The sequence below is a fragment of the Paraburkholderia megapolitana genome, from assembly GCF_007556815.1.
Taxonomy (GTDB): Bacteria; Pseudomonadota; Gammaproteobacteria; order Burkholderiales; family Burkholderiaceae; genus Paraburkholderia; species Paraburkholderia megapolitana.
Genome location: NZ_CP041743.1, coordinates 1,262,647 through 1,287,852 on the forward strand (window position 1 = coordinate 1,262,647; position 25,206 = coordinate 1,287,852).

Here is a 25,206-nt window from a genome sequence, read left to right on the forward strand (position 1 = left end):
GTGTTGTCTTTCCTGTGCTGCCCGTCCGACTCTTCTTCAGGCGCTTCCCATGACGACCACTCCGAACACATCCGCTTCTTCCTCCACTGACGCAGTGACGCCACCCGCCGCGGCGGGCCGACGCCCCGCGCCGTCCTGCACGCTGGTCATCTTCGGCGCGGGCGGCGATCTGACCAAACGGCTGTTGATGCCGGCGTTGTACAACCTCGCGGTGGATGGCCTGCTCGATGCCGGGATGAAGATTGTCGGGGTGAATCACGGCGAAATGGAAACGGCGGCGTGGTCGAAAGACCTGAAGCAGTCGCTCGACCAGTTCGCCGCAGACAAGGCCAGCACTTTCCACGCAGGCAAGCTCGACGATGCCGCGTGGAACTGGATCGCGCAGCGGCTGCAATACATGGCCGGCGAGTTCGAATCCGACGACGTGTTCAACACGCTCAAACAGCAGATCGACAGTGCGGGTGGCGGCAATGTGATTTTCTATCTCGCCGTCAGCTCGCGCTTTTTCAAACCGATCGTCGAACGGCTCGGCAAGGCCGGTTTGCTGAAGGAAGGCGACAACGTGTTCCGGCGTGTCGTCATCGAGAAGCCGTTTGGCACCGATCTCGCCTCGGCGCGCGATCTCAACGCGCACATCCTCACGTATGCGCAGGAATCGCAGATCTATCGCATCGATCACTTTCTCGGCAAGGACACTGTGCAGAGCATCCTCGCGGTGCGTTTCGCGAATGCGCTGTTCGAGCCGATCTGGCGGCGCGAGTATATCGATCAGGTGCAGATCACCGCGGCGGAAACGATCGGCGTCGAAGCGCGCGGCCAGTTCTACGAGCAGACCGGCGCGTTTCGCGACATGCTGCCCAATCACCTGTTCCAGCTGCTTGGCATGGTCGCGATGGAGCCGCCCAATTCCTTCGATGCCGAAAGCGTGCGCAACAAGAAGGCCGATATCTTCGATGCGATGAAACCGCTGCATCCCGACGACGTCGTGTTCGGCCAGTACGAAAAAGGTCCGGCGGGCGTGGGGTACCGCGAAGAGCAGGACGTCGCGCCGAACAGCACGACCGAAACCTACGCAGCCGCGCGCGTCTTCATCGACAACTGGCGCTGGGCCGGCGTGCCGTTCTATCTGCGCACGGGCAAGCGCCTCAAGCTACGTCGCACGGAAATCTCCGTGCAGCTCAAAGCGGTGCCGTATCGCCTGTTTCGTGACACACCGGTCGATCAACTCGTGCCGAACGTGCTGACGCTGCGCATCGACCCCGCGCACGGCACCAGCTTCGACTTCAACGTAAAAGTGCCGGGCCCGGTGATGCAGCTCGGCGCGGTGCAATCGTCGTTCGATTACAGCAACTTCTTTGCGGAACGCGCGAACGTTGGTTACGAAACGCTGCTGTACGACTGCATGCTCGGCGACGAGACGCTGTTCCAGCGTGCGGATAGCATCGAGACTAGCTGGGCCGTGGTGGAGGACGTGTTGCATCCGAAGGGCGGCGCAGTGCCCGTGCATGGCTATGCGGCGGGCAGCGAAGGACCGGCGGAAAGCGATGCGATGCTCGCACGCGATGGCCATACATGGCGGCCGCTCGTGTAGGCATGACCCGCAAACTCAACCGAAGAGGTGAAACGCTCGGATCGATTAGAGCAGGCGAACCCACTCAACTGACAGGGGAAACAGCGTGACGACTCGCAAGGCAAAGACCACCACGACAAAAGCGAAGCCCGCTTCCAGCGCGAAACCGCGCGCGGCGCGCAAGACGGCTGCGGTAAAGCGCGGCAAGAAAACCGAGCAGATTCTCTCGATCGACATCGGCGGGACCGGGCTCAAGGCGTCGATCCTCGATGCGCACGGCAAGATGCTGACCGAACGTGTGCGCGTCGCGACGCCGCATCCGTGCACACCGGGGCAACTCGTCGATGCACTCGTGGCGCTGGTCGCACCGATCGTCGCCCAGCATCCGCCGACGCAGATCTCGATCGGTTTTCCGGGTTTCGTGCGTAACAACCGCATCCTGACGGCACCGCATTTCGGCGTGGAAGGCTGGCATGACATTCCGCTTGCCAGTGCTCTCTCGTCGCGTCTCGGTGACCTGCCGGTGCGGATGATCAACGATGCGGAGGTGCAGGGATTCGCCGCGATCGAGGGTCACGGCATCGAGCTTGTTCTGACGCTCGGCACCGGCGCGGGCACGGCGTTCTTTCGCGATGGCGAACTGATGCCGCATCTCGAGCTCTCGCAACACCCGGTCAGCAAGGGTCGTACTTACGACGAGTACATCGGCGACGCGGCGCGCAAGAAGGCCGGCAACAAGGAATGGAACAAGCGGGTGCAGCGGATCATTCGCATCCTCGCGGTGGTCGTGAACTACGACAAGCTGTGGATTGGCGGTGGCAACGCCGCGCGGCTCAAGTTCACGTTGCCGTCGAACGTGGCTATTGTTTCCAACGATGCGGGTATCGAGGGTGGTGCAAAGCTCTGGCATCCGCGCTCGCTGCGCGAATCGCGGCAACTGCCGGAAGCGAATCAGCGCACCGGCGCGTTTAGCTAGGCGTTCCGTTTCGAATCATCAACCCGCCAGCCGCTCGATCAATGCGATCGCAGCGGCCGGGTTGCTCGCCTTATAGCCGCTGATCACATACAGGTACACGTCACGCGCCGTTTGTGCAGCCGGTTTCTTGCCGAACGTGTCGAGCCCATCCGGCGTGTCGCCTTTCGACCACGTACGCGCACGCGAAGCCCATAGGTCGAGTGCGCGTGCATCGTAACCTTGTGGATGCGCTTCGGTCGTGCCCATGATCCGCGCGTAGACGAACGGTGCGCTGACATCGGCGATCTGCGGATAATCCGAATCGCCCGCGATCACGATTGCAACGCCGTGCCGGCGGGCGAGCGCGACAAAGGCATCGCACCGAAAGCTCTCGTGACGGACTTCGACTGCATGACGTAGCGTGCGACCTTCGGCGCGTTTCGGCAGCAATTGCAGGAAGGCGTCGAAATCTTCGGCGTCGAACTGCTTGGTCGTGGGGAATTGCCAGTTCACCGCGCCGAGTTTGTCCTGCAGTTCGAGTATGCCGCTGGCAATGAAACGCTCGACCGATTCACCCGCTTCCGCCAGTACCCGACGATGCGTCGCGTAACGCGGCGCCTTTAACGAAAACACGAAGTTATCCGGCGTTTCGTCGCGCCATTTGGCGAACGTCGATGGTTTTTGCGAACCATAAAACGTGCCGTTGATCTCGATCGACGTTAGCTTGCGGCTCGCATATTCGAGTTCGCGTTTCTGCGTGAGTCCTTCCGGATAGAACGTGCCGCCGCGCCATGGTTCGAACGTCCAGCCGCCGATGCCGGTGAGGATGCGCGCTTGCTTGGTTGCCATGAGTGACGTCTCCGGGTGGGTTCGGTGCTCTGGCAAGTTTAGCGAATTGGTGGACAGAGTTAGCGACGCTCGAAAGAATGTCAGCTAGGCGGTCTGTCCAAACCGAGCGACAGCGAAGTCCAGAAAGCTGCGCAGTTTAGGTGTCACGCGCCGATCGGGGGCATACAGAATGTGAAGAGGACGCGGAGCGATCCGGTACTCCGGTAACACGACGACGAGCTCTCCCCGGCTCAGCGCACCTCTTACCAGTTCCAGCGGTTGAAGCATGATGCCAAGCCCTGCAACCGCCGCAGAGAGCAACGGTTCTCCATGATCGGTCATGAAGCGCCCGGACACGGGCACTGATACACGCCCCTCCGGTCCTTCAAATGTCCAGCTGTGTCTGAGGGATGTCGCGGAAAAACCGAGGCACTCGTGTTGCCGCAGGTCGGCCGGTGTTCGCAGCGGAGAATGAGAAGCGAGGTACGACGGCGCTGCACACGCGATCAACGGATACGGCGCAAGCGCACGGGCAATCAAGCCGCTATCCGACAGATCGCCGACCCGAAACACTGCGTCATAACCTTCTTCGATCACATCGACTACGCGATTCGACAGCGTCAGATCGACGGACACCTCCGGAAATGCCTGCATATAGTCGGGAAGCTCGGGTGCAAGCGTATGCATGCCGAAACTGACAGGCGCGTTGATGCGCAGGCGCCCGCGCGGCACGGCACGCGTTTCGGCCGCAAGGCTCTCTGCCGCCTCCACTTCCGCGAGGATGATCTTGGTCCGCTCGTAAAAGGCGCGCCCGATATCGGTGAGACTTTGCCGGCGTGTGGTTCGATTCAGGAGTCGCACACCGAGGTGATGCTCCAGCGTCTGCACGTGTTTGCCTACCAGTTGGGACGAGATTTGCAGCGCGTCGGCGGCTGCCGAAAACGACCCGAGATCGACGGCTTTGACAAAGACACGCATGCTGGCAAGTTGATCCATTCCACACGTCCTGTTTGGAATGTGAAAACATATCACGGATTTATCTCGTTCTGTTTGCAGTTCAAAGTGGTGACTCCTGCAACGAACTGGAGACATCCATGAAAGTAGCGATTATCGGTAGCGGCAACATGGGCGCGGGTTTGGCTCGTGCATTGACAGCCGCGAACATTCCACTCGTCATCGGCCACCACGATCCTGCGAAAGCGGCGGCGCTAGCCGGCGATCTCGGCTCTCAGGTTCAGGGAGGAGGGATAGCCGCGGCGGTCAAGCTGGCGGACGTCGTCATCCTGGCGTTGCCGTATCAGGCGATAGCCGAAGTGCTTGGAGTGGCAGGAGATCTGTCGGGCAAGATCCTGGTGGATATCAGCAACCCGATCAGTGCCGACTTCAAGAGTCTGGTCGTAGGCCACACCACGTCGGCCGCCGAGCAGATCCAGTCAATCGCTCCGCAGGCGCGGGTCGTTAAAGCGTTCAACACGATTTTTGCGGGGCTTCTGGCGGCCGACGCGCGTAAGGGCAAGACTCTGCAGGTGTTCGTGGCAAGTGACGACGACACTGCGAAGCGCGAGGTCTCGCAACTGGCGAACGCAATTGGTTTTGAGCCCGTGGACGCAGGCCCGTTGAGCAACAGCCGGTTCATCGAGCCGATCGGTGAAATGAATATCCACTTCGGCTTCTTTCTTGGCTGGGGTCCGGTCACCGCACCTGTCTGGATCAAGGTCTGAGTGGTTGGGGCAGTGCTCCGTTCCGCCTGTCATGCAGCGCCGGCTGGTGCCGGTGCGGCGTCGACAGGTGGAATTTTTAGCACTGTGTCATGCAGTGTCACGCAGTGGCATTCAGTTCGTACTTCATGATCGCGCCGTGCCGCCCATGAATATCGCGTTCGACGCCATACACGTCGCCGTCGATCGTCGAACTTTGCGCCAGCACCTGCGCAATCGCTGCCCGATCCTGCGCGTCGAGTTCGACCGCCATGACCTTCAGATGCTCCGGCAGATGGTCCCCGCGACGCACACCGACAATCGCGCCCGCCACCTGTTCCTGATCGAGCACCCAGCGCGTCGCGATAGTGGCAATCGATACACCATGTCTGGACGCGATCTTGTCGAGCGTCTGCAGCAGCGCCTGGAAAATATCCCAGCCGCCGAAATCGTCGATGATCAGCTTGTACTTGATGAGCGAGCGATTGGGTATGTCGCGCCCCGGCTCGGTCGCGCCGAGCCATCGCCCGGAAAGAAAGCCGCCGGCTACCGTGCCGTAGCAAAACAGATGAATGCCGTGCTCGCGCGCATAGGCGCTCAGTTGCTGCGCGGGACGTCGATCTAGCAGCGAGTACTGCACCTGCATGCTCGTCAGTTCAACACCCGATTCGACGAGTTCCCTCGTACGCTGAGTATCGAAGTTGGTGCCGCTCACCCGGTCGATCTTGCCCGCCTGCTGCAACTCCCGCAGCCAGTGTGCAACCTCGAGATAACGCGGCACCGAATAATCCCACCAGTGGAACTGCACAAGGTCCAGCCGTTCGACGCGCAGCCGCGATAGCGAGCGGTCGATAGTTTGCTCGACGAGTGCCCGGCCGATCGTCTTCAGCGACGACAGATCGGGGACGAACTTCGTGTGGATCTTCAATTGGGCGAGGCTATCTGCGCCCCGGCGATTCCGGTAATCGTCGCGGAACTCGCCGATCATTTCTTCGACACCGGTGTAGATGTCGGCACAATCGAATGCGGTAATGCCTGCGTCGTAGTACGCGCCCATGTCCGCGATTGCAGCCGCACGATCCACACTTCCGTGGTCACCAGCCAGTTGCCAGCCGCCTTTAAAAATGCGTGAAACCGAATAGCCGGGCGCCAGTTCGACCCGCTCCATCTGTGTCATTCAGGGTCCTTATCAGCGAGTTTGACCGCGGTGGTATCCGCATGCCGGAAGCGGCGTTTGCCGAGCCGCGTAATGCGAAAGCGCGAGGGGCAATTGGGATCGGGGCATGCCACTTCGGCATCCGTCGACATCCAGTCGTGCGGATCGGTTGCGCGCTGCTTGGCCGGCAGAAGCGGCAGCAGTGCCGCCAGCGAGTAAATCGAAAACGCCTGCCCGGGAGGCAGATGCAGCATTTCGCCGCGTAGTTCGAAGTAGTCACCGACGTTTGCGCCGCAATAGAGCTTCGCGCCTTCAGGAGCGACGACTTCGACGCGCAGGTCGTAGAGCTCGAACGAGTGCTCGTCGTGGGTATCGGAAGTCATGGGCTTAGGGGTTCGGTGGCGTGACCGACAGGATGATTTCGGTGGGGGCGGTGGAGCCGTTGCGATACCGGTGCGGCAAGCGCGAGTCGAATGAAATGCTTTCGCCGGCTGCCACCGGGTATTCGATGCCGTCTATCTGTGCAATCAACTCACCCGCGATGACATACACGCACTCCGAGGACGCATGGCTGCGCGGCTCATCTGCTGAGATCTCGCCCGGCTGCAACACGGCACGTAGTACCTCGAGTTGCCCGTTGCCGGCAGTCAGCCGTTCGTAACCGACGCGTCCCTTCGGTGCGATCAACCGCGAGCGATTGCCCGGCCGGCTGATCCATACCGAAGACGTCACGGTTCCGGCAAATAGCGAGGCCACCGATTCTCCGAATACCCCCGCGAGACGCCGCATCGTTTCGAGACTCGGGTCGGTGACCGACCGCTCGATCTGGCTCAGCAGGGTAGGCGAAACGTCCGCGAGACTTGCCAGTTGGCGCAACGACATGCCGCGCGCGGTGCGTAATTCCTTGAGTCGTTCACCGATCAATTTTTAACCTCGGCTTGTACAGCTGCATCGAACATTGATGTGCAGTATAGGCGCACAGAAATGCACCGTCAATGTCGCGGAGCGGAGGCGCCTGCGTGTTGGTGGCAATCCCTATATTTCATGAGATACCGCGATATTCCAGGGTTTTCCTTATTCATATCGACTCGAAGTTATTTTTGACTGGCTTGAAATGTTGTGCAATCCGGGTGCACACTTCGCGTCGAGTAGTGCAGTGTAACTTCACAAGGAGAAGGCGCTGTGGCACAAGATCCTGCGACGGGCGGCACCGGCCGTCATACGTATCGATGGTTGCTGGTCGTGCCTTTTATCTGGCAGGCCGGTCTCGCGCCCGTCGTCAACGGTGTGTCGTGGTCGCCGTTCGGCTTGCCGTTTCCGATGCTGTGGCAGCTCGCGGGGATTGTGTTGACCAGTGTGTTGATCGCGGTGGTGTTCCGGCTCGATTGGGCGCACGGTGTCGAGCGCGAGGAGGAGGCCTTTATTGCCGCGACGCAGGTTTCCTCGAGAGGAGAACCACGATGAAGCTTGTCATCGTCGTTGTGATTCTGCTCGGGACGGTAGCCGGAGCAGTGAGCTATGGTCGGCGTACGCGCAAGGGACACACGTTTTCGGACTGGGCGGTCGGCGGTCGCAGTCTCGGTGCGCTGATCTTCTGGTTCATGAATGCAGGTGAGGTCTACACGACCTTCGCCGTGCTCGGCATTTCCGGTTACGCGTGGGCGTTGGGCGCACCGGCTTACCTGGCGTTCTGTTCGGTGTCGATGAGCTACGCGATCGGTTACTGGCTGATGCCGAAAATCTGGCGCGCGGGCCGCACGCGGCAACTCGTTACGCAGGCGGACTTCTTTGCTGCGCGTTACGACGCGACCTGGCTTGGTGTGCTGACCGGTGTGATCGGCATTGCTTCGCTGATCGTCTACGTACAGATTCAACTGGTCAGTCTCGGTTTGATCGTTCAACTGACGCTCGACGATCTGATCTCCATCCAGGCCGCTACGCTGATTGCGGGCTTGCTGATGATCGCGTTCGTGTTTGTCGCAGGGATTCGCTCCGCGGCGTTTGCAGCGGGTGTCAAGGATGTACTGATGATCGTGGTCGTCGTGCTGCTCAGTGCGACGGTGGCGGGCAAAGTCGGTGCCGCGTCGATGCTCGATATTTTTCACATGGCAGAAGTGCAGCATCCGGGCATCGGCAGATTTCCGGGCCTGGATCCTTCGTCGCCTACGACGGCGATCTGGTTGATGACGTCGTCGATCAACATTGCGCTCGGAAACTGGGTGTTTCCGCATCTGTTCCAGATGTCGTACACGGCGCAAAGCGCGACCGCGATCCGGCGCAATGCGATCTGGCAACCGCTCTATTCGCTGGCGTACTTCTTCATCGTCCTGCTTGGTTTTGCGGCGCTGCTCGCGGGTACGCACCCTCCTGGAAACAATCTGAACGCGGCGTTGCTGCAATTCATTTCGGAGCGTTATTCAGCGCCTGTCGTGGGGCTTGTGGCCGGAACCGGATTTCTGCTGGCGCTCGCGCCGGGTGCACTGCTTCTGCTGACTGCTGGCTCGATCTTCAGCCGCAACGTCGTCGCGCCGTTTCTTCCCGGTCTCAAGGACCGCACTTCATTGCTGATATCGCGCGGATCGTTGATCGTGTTTGCGGCGATTGCCGTGTGGTTGTCGATCAGCCAGAAGGGTTCGCTCGTCAAGATTCTGCTCGATGCGTATTCGGCCATCGGCATGCTTGCGCCCGCTGTTTTCCTCGGCTTTTTGTGGAAGCGGACGACCGCAATCGGTGTGCTTGCGGGGCTCGTCGCCGGTTTCGTTGCGCTGCTTGCGCCGTTTGCCGCGCACTACTGGGCCGCGCTTGCACCTCAGTGCGAACCGGGGCTGATTGCGATGGCGATCAACGCTGCGACGGTGGTGCTCGTCAGTCTGGCTACGCCGCGGCCGACGCCGCATGCGGTGTCGCTTGGGGTGGCGGCTGAAGCGCTTGCCGCGAGCAAATAAGTACGCGAATAGTCCTGCCCACAATCTGGAGATCCCGATGAAAAAGAGCAGCCTCTGCGTTGCTGCGCTTCTGGCGCTGCCTGCGTTAGCCGAAGCCCAGAGCAGCGTGACGCTATATGGGCTTGTCGACGCGGGCATTACCGTCGTCAACAATACCGGCAAAGGTCGCGTTGTCGAATCGGACACGTGCGGACCGCCGAGCTGCAACCTGTGGGGACTCAAGGGCAAAGAGGACCTCGGTGGCGGTACTTCTGCGATCTTCACGCTCGAGAACGGTTTCAACATCCAGAGCGGCAGACTCGGGCAAGGCGGCACCGAGTTCGGCAGACAGGCGTTCGTGGGTCTGAGCAACGACCGGTGGGGCGCAGTAACGCTGGGACGTCAGTACGATCCGCCTTCGTTGACAGTCGGCTACTTCCCTTCGAGCAACAACTTCGCGACCGGCTACGGGTCGCATTTCGGCGACCTCGACAATCTGAATCAGTCGATACGGATCAACAACGCCGTCAAGTATGTGAGTCCGACCTTGGGCGGCCTGCATGTGGAAGGGATGTTCAGCTTCGGCGGTGTGGCGGGCGATTTCTCGACGAATCGCGTGTGGTCGCTGGCGGCCGCCTATACACGCGGGCCGTTCTCGGTGGCGGCCGGGTATCTGGACATTCAGAATCCCGCTACGAATGCGGGCGGCACGGGCGGCGTGTACGCGTCGAACGGCAACTATGTGGGCTCATTGAACAACTACGTCGGACTGCAGGATGCCAATGCGATGAAGGTGTTCACGGTGGGCGGTTCGTACGCGCTCGGCCCCGCAACCTTCGCACTGAACTATTCGCACACCGACCTCGAGAACAGTCAGTACTTTGTCGTCAATGGTTTCGCGGGCGCGGGCAACGGTAACGACTTCAAGATGGACGCGTATGAAGCCAGTGCGACCTTCAGGGTGACTCCAGAGTTACTGCTGGGCGCCGCATACATTTACAACGCAGGAAAGGCCGACTATCAGAACCTGAAGCCCGACTTCCAGCAAATCAATCTGGGCGTGAACTATGCGCTGTCGAAGCGTACGAGTCTGTACGCGATTGCGATCTTCCAGAAGGCGGGCGGTGACGGCATTGCACCGGTGCTCGGCGCAAACGGCGCTGTAACCGGGCGTGCTGCGATTGCTGAGATTGCGGGCGCCGGTTACGACTCCAGCAGCTCGAAACAACTGTTGATGTCCGTGGGGATGTATCACGCGTTCTAACGCGATGCGTGCAACGGGCTCAAGTTGCAACGCCCGATGCGAGATGTTATTTTGAGCGCCTTACGGGTACCGCTATCCATTCCCGCTCGCTGAACGTTCGGTATAAACGTTCGGCTCGCGAGGACTGGAAATGCTTACCACGCAGATCGCCTGGGCTCTTCTTGCTGCAAGCGTTGCCGCCGAATCGTTGGGTACCGCGGCGCTCAATCTCTCTTCCGGCTTTACGCGCTTACTTCCTTCGATATTGACGGTCGCGTGCTATGCGACCGCAGTCTGGCTCATGGCGCTAGCAACAAAGCGAATCGAAATGGGCATGGCGTATGCGGCCTGGGCGGGCAGTAGTGCTGCGTTGACCGCGGCGATCGGGATTATCTGGTTCGGCGAGGCCCTGAGCCTTGTCAAGACAATCGGAATCGGCACCGCGATATGCGGGATCGTTTTGCTCAATCTCAGCGGCAACGGTTCCTGAAGATCAGATCGATTTGACTTCTCCACCGTCCATTCTCAATGTCGACCCGGTCATCCAGCGCGCCGCGGGCGACACGATGAACGCCATCAACTCCGCGATTTCCTCCGGCGTGCCGTATCGCGAGATGCCTGCTTCAACCGGGAACCTGGCGGTCGCTTCTTCGACCGTCATGTTGTGCAGCGGCGCCCAATGCTCGAGATACGATTGCCGCCGACCAGTCATCACAGGGCCGGGCAATACGCTGTTGACCTGCACGCCGTCGGCAATACCGCGATCCGAGAACGCTTTGGCCAGCGCCACGATCGCCGCGTTGATCGTGCCTACAGCGGCATACGGCGCCTTCGGAAACAACGCCGAATTACCCGACATCAACACGACCGACCCTGACGATTCCTTCAACGACGGCCACGCTGCGATCGTCAACCGGCGCGCGCCGTGGAGTTTCAGTGCGAGCCCCTTGTCCCACTGTTCGTCGGTCATATCGAACACATCGATTTGCGGTACCGCACCCGCAATGTTGAGCAACGCGTCGATCCGCCCAAATGCGGCGAGCGTTTGATTGACCACGTCCTGTGCAACTTCGGGCTCAGAGAGGTCAGCGTCGATTAAAAGCGGCGTAGCCCCCGCTTTGGTTACTTCCGCGGCGGTCTGCTCGAGGTTCTCGCGATTACGCGCAACCAGCACGATCGACGTGAAGTCGCGCGCCAGCCTGATTGCAGTCGAGCGCCCGATACCCTGGCTCGCACCTGTGACGATGGCTACTTTCGTGGACATTTCGTTTCTCCTTGGCTCAATGATGAATGGGTGGGCGACGACTACTGCATTGGCGCACTTACAACGAACCGCTAACGAGTTAGTGCGCCGATACGGACTGGACTGCTTCGCCGATGATGTCGGTTACCGCATCGGGCGCCGTGACGCTCGGCGTATGGTCGACCTCAAGTGAACGCACGTTTGCGTTCATACGGCTCGCCATGAAATGTTGCGTGTCCGGGTTGATCATCCGGTCCTGCCCGGCTACGAGGAACCATGACGGCAGGTCTTTCCACAGCGGACGCGCAACAGCCTTGCCAATCGATGCAACCGCAATGGGCCGCTGAACGGCGGCGAGCACCGTCAGCTCCTGCGGGCTCGCATGCTGTGCAAACGCCTGTGCGAATGCGTCTTGCGGTAGCCAGATCAAACCGTGACGGTCCGGTGCAATTTTCGGTGCCTGCGGGTGCGCTTCACCGCGATTGAACACGTCGCCAACCGTCTCGCCTTCATCCGGCGCAAGCGCGGCAACATAGACCAAAGCCCTGACATTCACGGCGCGTGCCGAACCGATGACCGCCCCGGCATACGCATGCCCCACCAGCACCACCGGACCTTCGATCCGTTCGAGCGTTCTTTCAAGAGCGGCCACGTCGTCATCGAGCGACGTGAGCGGCAGCGGTGCCGCGATCGCATGAATACCGCGTGCCGCCAGACGATCGATCACCTTGCTCCAGCTCGAGCCGTCTGCCCACGCGCCGTGTACCAGTACCGCGCTCACATTGTCAGAACTCATTTCTTCGCTCCTTTGAAAGACGGGATTGTTTTGCGTCTGTAACCTTATTGATGTTGTTTTAGAGGTTACAAAATGGAGATGTAACTTGTCAAGAAGTATTTTGATGGTTACGATGTGTAATCATCACTTCACACTCGTCCGAGATATGAACTACCGACAGATTCCCGCGATATTCGTGGCCGATGCGCCCGGGCTCGATTTCCTCAATTCGGTTGCTACGCCGGTGGATGAAGAAGTCGACTGGATCAGCGACGGGGAGGGTTTGCTGGCGTGGCTGGAGCAGGCGGGGATGGTGTCGCGCACGGTGCTCGAAACGATGCGGGTTCAATCGACGGCCATTGAGCTCGACGAGATCGCAGCGCAGGCGCGGGGCCTGCGCGAGTGGTTCAGAGAGTTCGTACAGAAACGCAAAGGCAAGCCGTTGAGCGCGAAAAACCTGCGCGAGCTCGAACCGCTAAACCAGTTGCTTGAGCGCGACGAGCGATATAGCGAAATCGTCGCCAGCGAACGTGATGACGAGACCGTGTTCGAGTTTCGCGAAACGCGCCGGTGGCATTCGGCGCAGTCGCTGCTGCTGCCGCTCGCCGAAGCCATGGCCAAGCTTGTCTGTGACGAAGACTTCACCCAGGTCAAGGCGTGCGAAGGTCCGAGATGCACGTTGATGTTTGCCGATCACACGCGTGGCCACGCGCGCCGCTGGTGCAGCATGGCGATCTGCGGCAACCGTGCGAAGGTGGCGGCGCATCGGCGGCGGCTCAAGGAGCAGGCGGCCAGTTGAAGCGTGGCTGACGAGTAATCAAGGAGGCGTGAGATGAAGCACATTCGTGCGATTGCATTTGATCTGTACGGGACGTTGTTCGATGTCCATTCGGTTGCCGAGCAGTGCAATGAGCGGTTTCCAGGTCGTGGACGCGAGATCAGCGCGTTGTGGCGGCAGAAGCAACTCGAATACACGTGGTTGCGCAGCTTGATGAACCGCTACGTGACGTTCGAGCAGGCAACGGAAGATGCACTGCGTTATACGTGCAGGCATCTAGGGCTTGCACTCGACGACACTACCCGCGATGCGCTGTGCGAAGCCTATCTGCGGTTAAAGCCGTTCGCCGAGGTCCCCGATGCACTGCGCGAACTCCGGCGTCGTGGCCTGAAGCTCGCGGTGCTGTCGAATGGTTCGCCGCATTCGATCGGCGCAGTGGTCGACCATGCCGGACTGCGTGACGCATTCGATCATCTGCTTAGTGTCGATCCACTCCGCATCTACAAACCGGACGACCGCGTTTACACCCTGGCGGAACAGGCTTTCGGTGTTAACCGCACCGCCATTCTGTTTGTATCGTCGAATGCCTGGGATGCCACCGGGGCGCGTTACTTCGGCTTCCCGACCTGCTGGATCAATCGCGCCGACAACGTCTTCGAAGAGATGGGGCAGAGGCCGGACTGGGAGGTGGGTGGGGTGGATGAGATCGTGCGGTTGTTCGATGCGGCCAACGCAGCCACTTGAGATTCGTAGCCGCCTTGCGCCAACCGGATTTAAAACCTATTCCGCCTGCCCCCGCTCACGCAATAAATCCGCGAGACTGCGCGCCGCTGGCTTGAGCGGCATCCGATGCTGGGTCCAACCCATTTGCTTTGCCGGCGTCAACGCACGCAACCGCGTAGCAGCCCAGCGAAACACCCGGTACACACGCGGATGCGCAAACGCGCCACTCCAGAAACGCCAGACGATATGCTCGCGGCGACTGAAGTTCGCTCCCTGACCGCGCAGTGGATGCGCCACCGCTTCATCCGGTGAGCGATTCGCTTCGGTACGCAGACGGATCAGCAACTGCGGAATCGGAATGCGCACCGGACACACTTCCCCACAGGCACCGCACAGGCTCGATGCAGTGGGTAGATCGGCGGTTGCGTCGAGGCCGAGTAGATGCGGCGAAATGATCTTGCCGATCGGCCCCGGGTAGGTCGTGCCGTACGCATGTCCACCGATCCGCGTGTACACCGGGCAGTGGTTCATGCACGCACCGCAGCGAATGCATTGCAACGTCGCGCGCAGTTGCGTGTCGGCATACGCCTGGGTGCGGCCGTTGTCGAGCAGCACGACGTGCATTTCGCGTGGACCGTCCAGTTCGCCTGCGCGGCGCGGGCCTGAGATCAGGTTGAAGTAGGTGGTGATCGCCTGGCCGGTCGCCGAGCGTGTCAGCAGGCTCGAAAGCGGCACGATGTGCTCGAGCTTCGCGACCACTTTCTCCATGCCCATGATTGCTATATGCACGTCGGGCACCGTCGTCGATAAGCGGCCGTTGCCCTCGTTCTCGACGAGCCACAGCGTGCCGGTGTCGGCGGCGGCGAAGTTTACTCCCGATAACCCGATGTCGGCATCGACGAACGCATGTCGCAGCGCGCGCCGGCCGGTCTGGATCAGCTCGTCGACATCTTCGGTGTAGGGGGTGTCGGGGATGTGCTGCTCGAATAGCGCGGCGATGTCGCCGCGGGTTTTGTGGATCGCGGGCATCACGATATGCGACGGTTTTTCGCCGGCAAGCTGGACGATGTACTCGCCCATATCCGACTCGATGCATTCGATACCGCGCTCAGCCAGGTAATGGTTGAGTTCGATCTCCTCGCTCGCCATCGACTTACCCTTGATCACGCGCCGCGCCTCACGCGACTGCGCGATGCGATGCACGATCGCGTTCGCTTCTTCGGCGGTTTCGGCCCAGTGGACGTGAGCACCGGCCGCGGTGAGTTTCTCTTCGAGCTGGACCAGTAGTTCGGGCAGTCGTGAGAGCGCGTGCTGACGCACCGCTTCACCGAGATCGCGCAGTGTGTCGAGTTCGGCGTCGTCGGGAAACTGGACTGCGCGTTTCTGTTGCAGGAAATCCATGGCGCCGCGGAAGCTGTTGCGCAACTTCGGGTCATCGAGTGCGGCGCGGGCGCGGGTTTTGAAATCGGCGGAGGGGACGAAGTGCAGCGGCTGAGTGCTCATCGGTTGGCTCCGTCGTTGGTGTCGTCCGTCACGATGATGACCCACACGCGGCGTGGGCCGTGTGCGCCGTATGCAAGTGTCTGCTGGATGTCGGAGGTTTTCGACGGGCCGGAGATCAGCACCAGATTCGTCGGCATGCCGTCGCGCCAGCGCTCGGCCTTAGCCGCTGCATGCAGATCTGCGTGCAACGTATGCGCGTAGACGAGCGCGATATGGAGCGGCGGCGCGAGCGAGACGGTGCGCGGTGTGCCGGCATCGGGTGCCAGCACCAGCGTGCCGGTTGCCGCAAGTCCCGAGCGCGCGACGGTGAAGCCGGCGTCGACGGTGTCGAACAGTTCGGCTTTCCAGGTTTCGATCGGTTGCGTATAGGCGCGTGCTGCAACGGACGGCGGCAACGCACGCGTCAGGGCAGCACCTTCGCGTGTGTTGGGATCGAGTAGCAGTTGGTGCACGCCGTTGGCAGCGAGCCGATCGGCGAGCTGGGGCGCCCACGACGCAGCATCCGCACACCACACTTCGGCGTGCGCCGCCGTCAGCGCCGCCTGCATCGACTCGATCCGCGCCTGCGCGGAGTGCGGATCGCGAGCATGTCGGGCGGCGTAGTGCGCGTCGATGCGCTGGTCGAGATCGTCGATTGCTACTGCAGCCGCAGGCGGCGCAGCGCGCAACCGGCCCAACATCCGTTCGCGCGCGTTCATGCGGACTCTCCTTCGCTCACGCGATCGCCACCGGTGCGTCGCCACAGAAACGTCGCGAGATGCTCGACCGGCAATGGCGCCTGCTGATGAGCCGCAGCGTGCCCGATGTTCAGCAGACAACCGCAATCCGCCGAAACGAGCCGGTCGCACCCAGTCGCACACGCGGAAGCGACCTTGTCGCGCACCATCGCACCGGAGATGTCCGGATGCTTCAGCGAGAACGTGCCACCAAAGCCGCAGCATTCCGACTCGCGCACGTGTTCGATTCGCGTCACGCCGGGCAACGCGTCGACCAGTTCGACGCCATGCACACGCGTACCCATTTCGCGGCGCGCAGCGCAGGACGTATGCAGCACCACGTTTTCCGTGGGCAACGCAGCCGCAGCGGTGGTTACGCGATCGAACCGCACGTTCAATACGCGCAACAGGAATTCGCTCAGTTCGTAAACACGGCCGGCCAGTGCCTGAGCTTTCTTCTGCGCATCGGCGTCGTGCTCGAACAGCAGCGGCCAGTGATGGCGCATCATGCCTGCGCACGAACCCGACGGCACGACTATCGGCCACGGTTCGCCAAACAGGTCGAGTTGCGCGCGCGCAACCGCTTGCGCCTGCTCTGGATTCCCGCTGCTGTACGCCGGTTGCCCGCAGCAACTTTGCGCACGCGGGAAGTGGACCGTCAGCCCCTCGCGTTCGAGCAGCTTCACCGCATCGAGCCCGGCTTGCGGCACGAACATATCCACGAGGCAGGTCGCGAACAGATAGACGTGGTCGGGCCGCGTCGAGGGATAGTGCCGGTCGTGCATGGGGAACGCTCCGTATTACATGCGGCGGTGCCGTATTCGTACTGGCCGCAGCATCGATCGGCGCATAATCCCAGCTTCCTCGCGTGGGTTCAAATTGGTTGGACCACTACGCACAAACACACGAGATGGAGAGGTAGCGATGAAAGCGCCAGGCACGCCCACGCGGGGCCGCGTCGAAGCGGTGATGCGCCGGCTCGAAACCGCGTTGCTGGACGGCACGTGGAGCGTCGGCATGCGACTACCCGCTGAGCGTGTGCTGGCCGAGCAATACGACGTGTCGCGCAACACGGTGCGCGAGGCGATCCAGCGGCTGGCGGCGCGCGGCCTGCTGCAGAGCAGGCGCGGCGCGGGCGTGTTCGTCACGGACAAACTACGCACCGGCATCGCGTCGCCATGGGGCCAACTGGTAGCGGATCACCCGGCATTGCGCGACGACATCCTCGAATTCCGGCGCGTGCTGGAAGGCGCGACCGCTTACTTTGCGGCACAACGCGCGGATGCGGCGGACCTGAAGCGCATCGGTGCGCAGATGCGCGAGCTGGAGCGCGCAAGGCGCACCGACGATAAATCCGCCGAGGCCATCGCCGACGCCCAACTTCACGAAGCGATTGCCCACGCATCGCACAACACGATGTTCCTGCATCTGCATGCCAGCGTGATCGGCATGCTGCGCGAACACATTGCGATCAGTGGCACGGGTTTGCGCGAGCGCGACGAAGAGGCATCGACGCTGCTGCTGTTGCAGCATCGCACGCTGTGCGAGGCGATTCGCGCGCGACGCCCCGAAGAGGCGCGCACGGCAATGCAGGCGCACATCGACTATGTGCGCAGCAGGACGGAAGAGGACGACGAGTAAGCGCTAACCCGCGCAGCGCTCAGGCCTGCAACGACGAGCCCGCTGCATTCTCACTGGACTGAAGTTGCAGCACCGCATCGCGCTTGTCGAGCAGATGCTGGCGCAGGATCGCAGCAAGCCGCTTGCCGTCGCGCGCTTCGAGCGCCTTCAGCATTTCGTCGTGGTCATGAATCGCGCGGTCCCATTTGGGAATCTGGTAGTTCGAGCGAAACCGCAGTGCCTGCAGGCGCCGGTTCACGGCGATATACGTCTGCCGCAGCGCGGTGTTGCGCGCTGCCTCGTTGATCTTTTCGTGGATCGCCTGGTTGCGGCTGTAGTAGCCCGGCAGATCGTTCTGCGCGCGACACGCGAGCATTGCGTAGTGCAACGCCTTGATCTCCGCGAGCTCGGCGGCCGTGATGCGCTCGCACGCAAGTTCGCCCGAGAATGCTTCGAGCCCGCTCATCAGTTCGAAGGTTTCGCGCAGTTCCGCTTCCGACATCTTCGATACCGACGCGCCGCGATTCGGTTCGATATCGATCAGGCCTTCGGCGGCGAGCACCTTCAACGCTTCGCGCAACGGCGTGCGCGAAATGCCAAGCGTTTCGCACAGCTCGCGCTCGTTGAGCTTCTTGCCCGGCTCCAGCACACCCTCGACGATAAAACGGCGGATGTGCTCGACGACCGTGTCGTGGAGCCGCTGGCGCTCCACCTTCGGCATCCGCGTCGCACCGGCAAATTGCGCGTCAAAGTCCGAATTTTGCATACAAAAATCTCCAACCTAGGTTTCGCGTCATTTTAGCGAAAGGCGTGGAAATAAGTAAGCATGAGCAATGACAGGCGTATACCCTGGCGATTTTGACCTTGGGTGCGAGCACATTCGTTTGATATAGTTTTTTGCATGCAAAATTCAACTCAAGGAAATCGCATGCTGAAACTGGACTTCCACCCCGCCGGCCGCCACTTTCTGCAAATTCCAGGGCCGAGCCCGGTGCCCGACCGGATTCTGCGGGCGATGAGCTATCCGACCATCGACCACCGCGGCCCGGAGTTCGGCGCGCTCGGTCTGAAGGTGCTGGACGGCATCAAACAGATCTTCAAGACGCAGCAGCCGGTCGTGATCTACCCGGCGTCGGGCACCGGCGCATGGGAGGCCGCGCTGTCGAACACGCTGAGCCTTGGCGACGCCGTGCTGATGTTCGAGACCGGGCACTTCGCGACGCTGTGGAAGAAGATGGCCGAAAGCCTGGGGCTGAAGCCGGAGTTCATCGGTTTGCCGGGCATCGAAGGCTGGCGGCGCGGCGTGCAGCCGCAGATGATCGAAGCGCGGCTGCGCGAAGACACACAGCATGCAATCAAGGCGGTCTGCGTCGTGCACAACGAAACCTCGACGGGCGTGACATCGGACATCGCGGCTGTGCGTCGCGCCATCGATGCGGCCGGTCATCCGGCGCTGCTGCTCGTCGATACGATCTCAGGTCTCGCGTGCGCCGACTATCGCCATGACGAATGGGGCGTCGACGTCACCGTGTCGGGCTCGCAGAAGGGTTTGATGCTGCCGCCGGGTATCAGCTTCAATGCGCTCTCGCCGAAAGCCATCGCCGCGAGCCGCGAGGCGAAGTTGCCACGCAGCTTCTGGGACTGGACCGAGATCGTCGAGATGAACAAGACGGGCTACTGGCCGTACACGCCGAACACGAACCTGCTGTACGGGTTGTCCGAAGCGCTCGACATGATTCTCGACGAAGGGCTCGACAACGTATTCGCCCGTCATGCGCGGCTTGCCGAAGCGTGTCGCCGTGCGGTTCGTGCGTGGGGCCTCGAGATCCAGTGCGCGGACCCTGCGGTGTACAGCCCGGTGCTCACGGGCGTGATGATGCCCGACGGCATCGACGCGGATGCGGTGCGCAAGCTCATCTACGAGCGCTTCGACATGTCGCTGGGCACGGGGCTCGGCAAGATGAAAGGCCGCATGTTCCGCATTGGCCATCTTGGCGACTGCAACGACCTCACGTTGCTGGCGACGCTTGCCGGTTGCGAGATGGGATTGCAGCTCGCCGGTGTGCCGCTGGCCGCGAGTGGTTTGCCCGAGGCGATGGCGTGGCTGACCGGGCAAGCGCATGCGGCGGGTTTGAAAGCCGCGGCTTGAGGTGTCGCAGGGCGCTCGGCGTCGGATCGAGCAAACCCCGCAAACCCGGCAGGCATCACGGGCAGGTATCACATTAGCGAGCGGCGAGCCGGACTGCGCGACCTGAACGCAGCCGTTCACCCCATGCGGGCACCGGACCCACACCGGCGCGCCGTCGACCAGCAACGGAGACAAACGATGAAGCGGTTTCGCGTGACCAGTCCGACCAGTATCGTTCTCATCATGCTGTGCATCATGTACTTCATCACGTACCTCGACCGCGTCAACGTCAGTACTGCGGCGGCCGGGTTCGGCAAGGAGTTTCAGCTGTCGCATACCGAAGTCGGGCTGGTGTTCTCGGCGTTCGCGTATCCGTATCTCGTGTTCCAGATTGTCGGCGGCTGGGTAAGCGATCGCTTTGGCGCAAAACGCACGCTGATTGCGTGCGGTGCGATCTGGGCACTGGCCACGCTGCTGACGGGTTTTGCCGGTGGTCTTACGTCGCTGCTCGCCGCGCGCCTTTTGCTCGGCTTCGGTGAAGGCGCCACGTTTCCGGCGGCCACCGCCGCGATGTCGCGCTGGGTTGCGAAAGAACGGCGCGGTTTCGCGCAGGGCATCACGCATGCCGCGGCGCGCATCGGCAACGCCATCGCGCCCGGTGCGATCGTGCTCGTGATGGCGACGTGGGGCTGGCGCGAATCGTTCTATATCTGCGGCGCGATCAGTCTGTTGTGGGTGATTGTGTGGGCGGTGACGTTCACCGAATATCCGAAGGATCATCCGCGTATCACGACGGACGAACTCGACGTGTTGCCCGCGCCGAAACCGAAAGCCGCCGACGTGCCGTGGCGGCGTCTCTTCAAGCGTATGACGCCGGTCACGATTGTGTACTTCTGCTACGGCTGGACGTTGTGGCTGTTTCTGAGCTGGATTCCGCAGTACTTCTTGCATAGCTATCAGCTCGATCTGAAGAAGTCGGCGGTGTTTGCTTCGGCGGTGTTTTTCGCGGGGGTGCTGGGCGATACGCTCGGCGGCGTGGTGACCGATCGTCTGTTCGAGCGCACGCGCAGCCTGAAGCGGGCGCGTAGCTGGATGGTGTCGATCTGCATGCTGCTTACTCTGCTTTCGCTGGTGCCGTTGATGTTCGTGCACAACCTGTATGTCTCGATGGTGTGTCTCGCGGGCGGTTTCTTTTTCGCGGAAATGACGATCGGTCCGATGTGGGCGATCCCGATGGACATCGCGCCGCAGTACTCGGGCACCGCGAGCGGCATGATGAATACCGGCTCGGCGCTAGCCGCGATCATCTCGCCGGTGTTTTCGGGTTTCCTGATCGATACGTTCGGTAGCTGGGAGCTGCCGTTTGCCGGCAGCATGCTGTTGATGGCGATTGGCGTCGTGCTCGCGTTCCGCATGCAGCCCGACAGCCGTTTCGAACTGGACGTGCCCCCAGGCGCACATCCGCCGGTAACAGGAGTCGGAGCATGAGCTCGTTCGCCGGGCGCCTGGATGCGCCACTTCATGCATTGAGCGAGATGCTCGCGAGTGCCCGCGCGGCGCGTACGCGGCTCGACGCACCCGCACCGGACCTCGTGCCTGCAGACGCCGATGCCGCGTATGCGATCCAGCACGAGACGCTGTGGCTTGCCGATGCGCGCATCGGCGGCTGGAAGGTCGGCGCGAAATCGCCGGTAGCGGCGGTGCAGGGCGCACCGTTGCCGGCTGCCGGCATCCACGCGAGCGGTGCGCGCCTGACGCGCAGCGAGTACGTGCCGGCGGGTCTCGAGCTGGAGATCGCGTTTCGTTTTGCGCGCCGCTTCGAACCATCGAATGAGCCGTACAGCGATGCCGAAGTACTCGCAGGTATCGATGGGATCGCTGCCGCCGTCGAGATCGTGGCGAGTCGCTACACGGGTTGGCCCGAAATCGACCGGCTTGCGCAGCTCGCCGATTTGCAGAATCACGGGGCGCTGATTGTCGGCGAGTTCACGCGTTATCGCGCGGACTTTCCGTTCGTCGCACCGGCGTTGCAGCTTCACTTTGAAGGCCGCGACGTGTTGCACAGCGCACCGTCGAATCCAGCGGGCGACCCGCGGCGGTTGCTGCCATGGCTCGTCAATCATTGCACGCGGAAACTGCGTATCGCAGTGACGCCCGAATGGGTGATCACGACTGGCTCGTACACCGGCATGTTCTTCCCGGAAACCGCGGGCGAACTGAGCGGGCATATCGATGGCCTCGCTCCGGTGAATCTCGCGCTGCGTTGAACGTAGCGTGTAGCCCATCTCCCCGATCGACGACCTCATGACGAATCCCACTGCTTCACTGCTCGCGCAACCGATTCATCTGGTGCCGACGGCGTCGCGCATGTTGACGCCGCTCGCAAGCCGCCTGCGCAGTGCGCTGCAAGGAGACGTGCTGTTCGATGCAGCCAGCCGCGGCCGCTATGCAACCGACGCATCGATCTATCAGATCACGCCGCTCGGTGTCGTCGTGCCGCGCGATCAGGACGATCTGCGCATCGCGCTCGAGGTCGCGCGCAGCGAAAAAGTGCCGGTGCTCGCGCGCGGCGCGGGCACGAGCCAGTGCGGACAGACGGTAGGCGAAGCGCTGGTGATCGATACGAGCAAATGGCTGAACAACATCGTCGCGTTCGACGCAGCCGCGCGCACAGTTACCGTCGAACCCGGCGTCGTGCTCGATCATCTGAACGCGTGGCTCAAGCCGCATGGCCTGTGGTTTCCGGTGGACGTATCGACGGCTGCGCAGTGCACGATCGGCGGAATGGCCGGCAACAACTCGTGCGGCTCGCGCTCGATCGAATACGGCAACATGGTGCACAACGTCGACGCGATCGACGCCGTGCTTGCGGACGGTACAAACGCGCGCTTTGGGTCGTTGCATACGGCGCCGGACGGTGCGCGGATGCAGCAGATCGTCGATGGATTGAAACGCATCGCGTTGCGCGAACGCGATGAGATCGTCGAACGCGTGCCGAAAGTTTTGCGTCGTGTGGGCGGCTACAACATCGACCTGTTCGACTGCCAGAACCCGCGCGCCTATACCGACGATGGTTCGGCGAACCTCGCGCATCTGCTGGTCGGCTCGGAAGGCACGCTCGCGTTCAGCCGGCAACTGACGCTGAAGCTCGCGCCATTGCCGGCACACAAGGCACTCGGCGTCGTGAACTTCCCGACCTTCCGGCAAGCGATGGAACTCACGCAACACATCGTCAAGCTGCATCCGGTTGCAGTCGAACTGGTCGATCGCACGATGATCGATCTCGCGATCGGCAACCCGGCGTTTCGTCCGGTGATCGAGCAGGCGCTGGTCGGCGCGCCCGAAGCGATCCTGCTGGTCGAGTTCGCCGGCGATGCGCGCGATGTGCAGCTCGCCGCGCTCGGCCAACTGACCGAGTTGATGGGCGATCTCGGCTTGCCCGGCTCGGTCGTGCAGATGCCGGATGCGAACGCGCAAAAGGCGTTGTGGGAAGTGCGCAAGGCCGGTCTGAACATCATGATGAGCATGAAGGGCGACGGTAAGCCGGTGTCGTTTATCGAAGATTGCGCGGTGCCGCTCGAACATCTCGCCGACTACACGAGTCGCCTGACCGAGGTGTTTCATCGTCACGGCACCGAAGGCACGTGGTACGCGCACGCGAGCGTCGGCACGCTACATGTGCGGCCGATTCTCGACATGCGTCGCGACGGCGCGCACAAGATGCGCGCCGTCGCAGATGAAGCGGCGGCGCTCGTGCGCGAATACAAGGGCGCGTATTCGGGCGAGCACGGCGATGGGCTGTGTCGCGGCGAATGGATCGCGTGGCAGTACGGTCCGCGTTTGAACCGGGCATTCGGCGAGATCAAACAGCTGCTCGATCCCGACAACCGCTTCAATCCGGACAAGATCGTGCGGCCACCGGCGATGGATGACGCACGTCATTTCCGCTTCGCGCCTGGGTATCGCGAGCGCGCGCTGACTCCCGCGCTCGACTGGTCCGCATGGAACGTCGAACGCGATCCGTTGACCGGCGCCGAAACACCGGCCGGTAGCGGCGGCGATCTGACCGGCGGGCTCGCGAAAGCGGTCGAGATGTGCAACAACAACGGCCATTGCCGCAAGTTCGATGCGGGCACGATGTGCCCGAGCTATCGCGTGACGAAGGACGAGCAACATGTCACGCGTGGTCGTGCGAATACGCTGCGCCTCGCGCTGTCGGGACAGCTCGGCGATGCCGGGCTGGCTAGCGTCGAAGTGAAGGATGCGCTCGACCTGTGTGTGTCGTGCAAGGGCTGCAAGCGCGATTGCCCGACCGGCGTCGATATGGCGAAGCTGAAGATCGAAGCGCGTGCGGCCTGGGCTGGCCGCCATGGTGTGCGGATGCGCGAGAAGCTGGTCGCGTACCTGCCGCGGTATGCGCCGTTTGCGAGTCGTATGCCTCGACTCGTCGCGCTGGCGAACAATGTACCGGTGTTGTCCGCATGGACGCGGCGCATGCTCGGCTTCGCGGCGCAGCGCGCGTTGCCGCGTTTCAGCAAGTCGTTTCTGTCGACGGTACCGCCGCTTGTTGCGCCAGTGTCGAACGCAGTCGCGCAGAAAGAGGTGTTGCTGTTCGTCGATACGTTCAACAACCATATCGAACCCGACAACGCGCGTGCAGCGCAACGCGTGCTGGAAGCGGCGGGTTATACGGTGCATTTCAATACGGTGCCAGGCGAGCGGCCGTTGTGTTGCGGCCGCACGTTTCTTGCGGCCGGGCTCGTCGATGAAGCGAAGCGGGAAGCGCGCCGGATGCTCGATGCGTTGCGACCGTTCGTCGCGCGCGGTGTGCCGGTGGTCGGCCTCGAACCGTCGTGCCTACTTACTTTGCGCGATGAATTCCTGCACTACGGCTTCGGTGACGATGCCGTGAAGCTGTCGAAGCTTGCGTTCCTGTTTGAAGAATTTCTCGTTCGCGAGGCGGAGGCGGGACGGATGCAGCTCGATCTGCAGCCGTTGGCGAGTACGTCACAGGCGCTCGTGCATGGGCATTGTCATCAGAAAGCGTTTGCTGCGTTCACCCCGGTGCAGACCGTGCTGGGATGGATTCCGCAGCTGAAGGTGTCGACGGTGGAGTCGTCGTGCTGTGGGATGGCCGGTAGCTTCGGGTATGAGGCCGAGCACTACGATGCGTCGCTCGCGATGGCGGAGTTGTCGCTGCTGCCGACTGTGCGGCGCGCGGGTGCGGATACGGTGACGGTGGCCGACGGTACGAGTTGCCGGCATCAGATTCATGACGGCGCGGGTGTCGATGCGCTGCATGTTGCGCGGGTGCTGGAGCGGGCGCTTGTCACACGATGAGGTAATA

General features: G+C 61.9%; 25 protein-coding genes. 14 read left to right on the plus strand and 11 right to left on the minus strand.

The features are described from left to right. Window positions 1-49 precede the first annotated feature (49 nt). Both zwf and FNZ07_RS05375 read left to right on the plus strand, forming a co-directional pair. Window positions 50-1,591 (plus strand): glucose-6-phosphate dehydrogenase, encoded by a 1,542-nt coding sequence (gene zwf / locus FNZ07_RS05370; RefSeq protein WP_091012192.1) that lies wholly within the window; start codon window positions 50-52, stop codon window positions 1,589-1,591. 199 nt (window positions 1,592-1,790) lie between these two features. Beyond that, window positions 1,791-2,546: an ROK family protein gene (locus FNZ07_RS05375; protein WP_245811501.1), complete on the plus strand. Its 756-nt coding sequence runs from the start codon at window positions 1,791-1,793 to the stop codon at window positions 2,544-2,546. 18 nt (window positions 2,547-2,564) lie between these two features. Here the strand turns inward: FNZ07_RS05375 and FNZ07_RS05380 are convergent, their stop codons facing one another. Both FNZ07_RS05380 and FNZ07_RS05385 read right to left on the minus strand, forming a co-directional pair. Further along, the gene (locus FNZ07_RS05380; protein ID WP_091012198.1) at window positions 2,565-3,374 is read right to left on the minus strand and encodes a DUF72 domain-containing protein; all 810 of its coding nucleotides are present in this window, start codon (window positions 3,372-3,374) and stop codon (window positions 2,565-2,567) included. An 84-nt stretch (window positions 3,375-3,458) separates the two neighbouring features. Beyond that, window positions 3,459-4,349, minus strand: coding sequence for a LysR family transcriptional regulator (locus FNZ07_RS05385; protein WP_091012201.1), 891 nt, complete (start codon window positions 4,347-4,349; stop codon window positions 3,459-3,461). A 98-nt stretch (window positions 4,350-4,447) separates the two neighbouring features. Between FNZ07_RS05385 and FNZ07_RS05390 the strand changes: the two genes are divergently transcribed. Further along, on the plus strand, window positions 4,448-5,074 hold the full coding sequence (locus FNZ07_RS05390; protein ID WP_091012203.1) for an NADPH-dependent F420 reductase: 627 nt from the start codon (window positions 4,448-4,450) through the stop codon (window positions 5,072-5,074). 97 nt (window positions 5,075-5,171) lie between these two features. Here the strand turns inward: FNZ07_RS05390 and FNZ07_RS05395 are convergent, their stop codons facing one another. Genes FNZ07_RS05395 through FNZ07_RS05405 form a run of 3 tightly spaced genes read right to left on the minus strand, consistent with a single transcriptional unit; the run spans window position 5,172 to window position 7,088 of the window. Then, a complete protein-coding gene (locus tag FNZ07_RS05395) occupies window positions 5,172-6,227 on the minus strand; it encodes an aldo/keto reductase (protein WP_211367888.1) in 1,056 nt (351 codons plus the stop codon). After that, entirely contained in the window at window positions 6,224-6,589 is a 366-nt protein-coding gene (locus FNZ07_RS05400; protein ID WP_091012206.1) for a TIGR04076 family protein, read from the minus strand. Before FNZ07_RS05400 ends, FNZ07_RS05395 begins: the two co-directional genes overlap by 4 nt. Window positions 6,590-6,593: 4 nt before the next feature. Continuing rightward, the gene (locus FNZ07_RS05405; RefSeq protein WP_207557262.1) at window positions 6,594-7,088 is read right to left on the minus strand and encodes a helix-turn-helix domain-containing protein; all 495 of its coding nucleotides are present in this window, start codon (window positions 7,086-7,088) and stop codon (window positions 6,594-6,596) included. A gap of 300 nt (window positions 7,089-7,388) precedes the next feature. Here FNZ07_RS05405 and FNZ07_RS05410 point away from each other — a divergent pair, with 300 nt between their 5' ends. The 4 genes from FNZ07_RS05410 (at window position 7,389) to FNZ07_RS05425 (ending at window position 10,863) form a co-directional block, all read left to right on the plus strand. Then, window positions 7,389-7,670 carry a DUF3311 domain-containing protein gene (locus FNZ07_RS05410; RefSeq protein WP_091012211.1) on the plus strand — a complete coding sequence of 94 codons (282 nt, stop codon included), beginning with the start codon at window positions 7,389-7,391 and terminating at the stop codon, window positions 7,668-7,670. Then, window positions 7,667-9,151, plus strand: coding sequence for a sodium:solute symporter family protein (locus FNZ07_RS05415; RefSeq protein ID WP_091012213.1), 1,485 nt, complete (start codon window positions 7,667-7,669; stop codon window positions 9,149-9,151). The genes FNZ07_RS05410 and FNZ07_RS05415 overlap by 4 nt, the downstream gene beginning before the upstream one ends. A gap of 37 nt (window positions 9,152-9,188) precedes the next feature. Further along, the gene (locus FNZ07_RS05420; protein ID WP_091012215.1) at window positions 9,189-10,394 is read left to right on the plus strand and encodes a porin; all 1,206 of its coding nucleotides are present in this window, start codon (window positions 9,189-9,191) and stop codon (window positions 10,392-10,394) included. 130 nt (window positions 10,395-10,524) lie between these two features. Next, complete coding sequence (locus tag FNZ07_RS05425; RefSeq protein ID WP_177228280.1) at window positions 10,525-10,863, plus strand: DMT family transporter; 339 nt, start codon at window positions 10,525-10,527, stop codon at window positions 10,861-10,863. A gap of 3 nt (window positions 10,864-10,866) precedes the next feature. Here FNZ07_RS05425 and FNZ07_RS05430 read toward each other — a convergent pair whose 3' ends face one another. Together FNZ07_RS05430 and FNZ07_RS05435 are read right to left on the minus strand one after the other, a co-directional pair. Beyond that, complete coding sequence (locus FNZ07_RS05430) at window positions 10,867-11,637, minus strand: SDR family oxidoreductase (protein WP_091012217.1); 771 nt, start codon at window positions 11,635-11,637, stop codon at window positions 10,867-10,869. 79 nt (window positions 11,638-11,716) lie between these two features. After that, a complete protein-coding gene (locus FNZ07_RS05435; protein ID WP_091012219.1) occupies window positions 11,717-12,412 on the minus strand; it encodes an alpha/beta fold hydrolase in 696 nt (231 codons plus the stop codon). A gap of 145 nt (window positions 12,413-12,557) precedes the next feature. Here FNZ07_RS05435 and FNZ07_RS05440 point away from each other — a divergent pair, with 145 nt between their 5' ends. Both FNZ07_RS05440 and FNZ07_RS05445 read left to right on the plus strand, forming a co-directional pair. After that, on the plus strand, window positions 12,558-13,190 hold the full coding sequence (locus tag FNZ07_RS05440; RefSeq protein WP_091012221.1) for a CGNR zinc finger domain-containing protein: 633 nt from the start codon (window positions 12,558-12,560) through the stop codon (window positions 13,188-13,190). A 33-nt stretch (window positions 13,191-13,223) separates the two neighbouring features. After that, complete coding sequence (locus tag FNZ07_RS05445) at window positions 13,224-13,913, plus strand: haloacid dehalogenase type II (protein WP_091012224.1); 690 nt, start codon at window positions 13,224-13,226, stop codon at window positions 13,911-13,913. Window positions 13,914-13,949: 36 nt separating this feature from the next. Here FNZ07_RS05445 and FNZ07_RS05450 read toward each other — a convergent pair whose 3' ends face one another. The 3 genes from FNZ07_RS05450 to FNZ07_RS05460 are packed head-to-tail and all read right to left on the minus strand — an operon-like array spanning window position 13,950 to window position 16,896. Next, window positions 13,950-15,395, minus strand: coding sequence for a LutB/LldF family L-lactate oxidation iron-sulfur protein (locus FNZ07_RS05450; protein WP_091012227.1), 1,446 nt, complete (start codon window positions 15,393-15,395; stop codon window positions 13,950-13,952). Then, window positions 15,392-16,093, minus strand: coding sequence for a LutC/YkgG family protein (locus FNZ07_RS05455; protein ID WP_091012231.1), 702 nt, complete (start codon window positions 16,091-16,093; stop codon window positions 15,392-15,394). Before FNZ07_RS05455 ends, FNZ07_RS05450 begins: the two co-directional genes overlap by 4 nt. Further along, window positions 16,090-16,896, minus strand: coding sequence for a (Fe-S)-binding protein (locus FNZ07_RS05460; RefSeq protein ID WP_091012233.1), 807 nt, complete (start codon window positions 16,894-16,896; stop codon window positions 16,090-16,092). The genes FNZ07_RS05455 and FNZ07_RS05460 overlap by 4 nt, the downstream gene beginning before the upstream one ends. 139 nt (window positions 16,897-17,035) lie before the next feature. Here FNZ07_RS05460 and FNZ07_RS05465 point away from each other — a divergent pair, with 139 nt between their 5' ends. Next, window positions 17,036-17,752 (plus strand): FadR/GntR family transcriptional regulator, encoded by a 717-nt coding sequence (locus FNZ07_RS05465; protein ID WP_245811483.1) that lies wholly within the window; start codon window positions 17,036-17,038, stop codon window positions 17,750-17,752. Window positions 17,753-17,771: 19 nt separating this feature from the next. On the opposite strand, the gene FNZ07_RS05470 is transcribed toward FNZ07_RS05465, so the two are convergent. After that, on the minus strand, window positions 17,772-18,497 hold the full coding sequence (locus tag FNZ07_RS05470; protein WP_091012235.1) for a GntR family transcriptional regulator: 726 nt from the start codon (window positions 18,495-18,497) through the stop codon (window positions 17,772-17,774). Between the two features lie 162 nt (window positions 18,498-18,659). Between FNZ07_RS05470 and FNZ07_RS05475 the strand changes: the two genes are divergently transcribed. From FNZ07_RS05475 to FNZ07_RS05490, 4 genes are all read left to right on the plus strand, one after another. Beyond that, on the plus strand, window positions 18,660-19,880 hold the full coding sequence (locus FNZ07_RS05475) for a pyridoxal-phosphate-dependent aminotransferase family protein (RefSeq protein WP_091012239.1): 1,221 nt from the start codon (window positions 18,660-18,662) through the stop codon (window positions 19,878-19,880). 177 nt (window positions 19,881-20,057) lie between these two features. Then, on the plus strand, window positions 20,058-21,347 hold the full coding sequence (locus tag FNZ07_RS05480) for an MFS transporter (protein ID WP_091012242.1): 1,290 nt from the start codon (window positions 20,058-20,060) through the stop codon (window positions 21,345-21,347). Further along, window positions 21,344-22,126, plus strand: a complete 783-nt coding sequence (locus FNZ07_RS05485; protein ID WP_091012244.1) for a 2-keto-4-pentenoate hydratase — start codon at window positions 21,344-21,346, stop codon at window positions 22,124-22,126. The genes FNZ07_RS05480 and FNZ07_RS05485 overlap by 4 nt, the downstream gene beginning before the upstream one ends. Window positions 22,127-22,163: 37 nt before the next feature. Next, complete coding sequence (locus FNZ07_RS05490; RefSeq protein ID WP_091012246.1) at window positions 22,164-25,199, plus strand: FAD-binding and (Fe-S)-binding domain-containing protein; 3,036 nt, start codon at window positions 22,164-22,166, stop codon at window positions 25,197-25,199. Window positions 25,200-25,206 lie beyond the last annotated feature (7 nt).

Coding starts and splice junctions, on each gene's coding strand:
- FNZ07_RS05475 (WP_091012239.1), top strand. CDS start 18,660: ATGCTGAAACTGGACTTCCACCCCGCCGGCCGCCACTTTCTGCAAATT.
- FNZ07_RS05485 (WP_091012244.1), top strand. CDS start 21,344: ATGAGCTCGTTCGCCGGGCGCCTGGATGCGCCACTTCATGCATTGAGC.
- FNZ07_RS05465 (WP_245811483.1), top strand. CDS start 17,036: ATGAAAGCGCCAGGCACGCCCACGCGGGGCCGCGTCGAAGCGGTGATG.
- FNZ07_RS05440 (WP_091012221.1), top strand. CDS start 12,558: ATGAACTACCGACAGATTCCCGCGATATTCGTGGCCGATGCGCCCGGG.
- FNZ07_RS05480 (WP_091012242.1), top strand. CDS start 20,058: ATGAAGCGGTTTCGCGTGACCAGTCCGACCAGTATCGTTCTCATCATG.
- FNZ07_RS05490 (WP_091012246.1), top strand. CDS start 22,164: ATGACGAATCCCACTGCTTCACTGCTCGCGCAACCGATTCATCTGGTG.
- FNZ07_RS05460 (WP_091012233.1), bottom strand. CDS start 16,896: ATGCACGACCGGCACTATCCCTCGACGCGGCCCGACCACGTCTATCTG.
- FNZ07_RS05390 (WP_091012203.1), top strand. CDS start 4,448: ATGAAAGTAGCGATTATCGGTAGCGGCAACATGGGCGCGGGTTTGGCT.
- FNZ07_RS05435 (WP_091012219.1), bottom strand. CDS start 12,412: ATGAGTTCTGACAATGTGAGCGCGGTACTGGTACACGGCGCGTGGGCA.
- zwf (WP_091012192.1), top strand. CDS start 50: ATGACGACCACTCCGAACACATCCGCTTCTTCCTCCACTGACGCAGTG.
- FNZ07_RS05405 (WP_207557262.1), bottom strand. CDS start 7,088: ATGTCGTTGCGCCAACTGGCAAGTCTCGCGGACGTTTCGCCTACCCTG.
- FNZ07_RS05445 (WP_091012224.1), top strand. CDS start 13,224: ATGAAGCACATTCGTGCGATTGCATTTGATCTGTACGGGACGTTGTTC.
- FNZ07_RS05415 (WP_091012213.1), top strand. CDS start 7,667: ATGAAGCTTGTCATCGTCGTTGTGATTCTGCTCGGGACGGTAGCCGGA.
- FNZ07_RS05380 (WP_091012198.1), bottom strand. CDS start 3,374: ATGGCAACCAAGCAAGCGCGCATCCTCACCGGCATCGGCGGCTGGACG.
- FNZ07_RS05425 (WP_177228280.1), top strand. CDS start 10,525: ATGCTTACCACGCAGATCGCCTGGGCTCTTCTTGCTGCAAGCGTTGCC.
- FNZ07_RS05395 (WP_211367888.1), bottom strand. CDS start 6,227: ATGACACAGATGGAGCGGGTCGAACTGGCGCCCGGCTATTCGGTTTCA.
- FNZ07_RS05385 (WP_091012201.1), bottom strand. CDS start 4,349: ATGGATCAACTTGCCAGCATGCGTGTCTTTGTCAAAGCCGTCGATCTC.
- FNZ07_RS05420 (WP_091012215.1), top strand. CDS start 9,189: ATGAAAAAGAGCAGCCTCTGCGTTGCTGCGCTTCTGGCGCTGCCTGCG.
- FNZ07_RS05450 (WP_091012227.1), bottom strand. CDS start 15,395: ATGAGCACTCAGCCGCTGCACTTCGTCCCCTCCGCCGATTTCAAAACC.
- FNZ07_RS05455 (WP_091012231.1), bottom strand. CDS start 16,093: ATGAACGCGCGCGAACGGATGTTGGGCCGGTTGCGCGCTGCGCCGCCT.
- FNZ07_RS05470 (WP_091012235.1), bottom strand. CDS start 18,497: ATGCAAAATTCGGACTTTGACGCGCAATTTGCCGGTGCGACGCGGATG.
- FNZ07_RS05400 (WP_091012206.1), bottom strand. CDS start 6,589: ATGACTTCCGATACCCACGACGAGCACTCGTTCGAGCTCTACGACCTG.
- FNZ07_RS05430 (WP_091012217.1), bottom strand. CDS start 11,637: ATGTCCACGAAAGTAGCCATCGTCACAGGTGCGAGCCAGGGTATCGGG.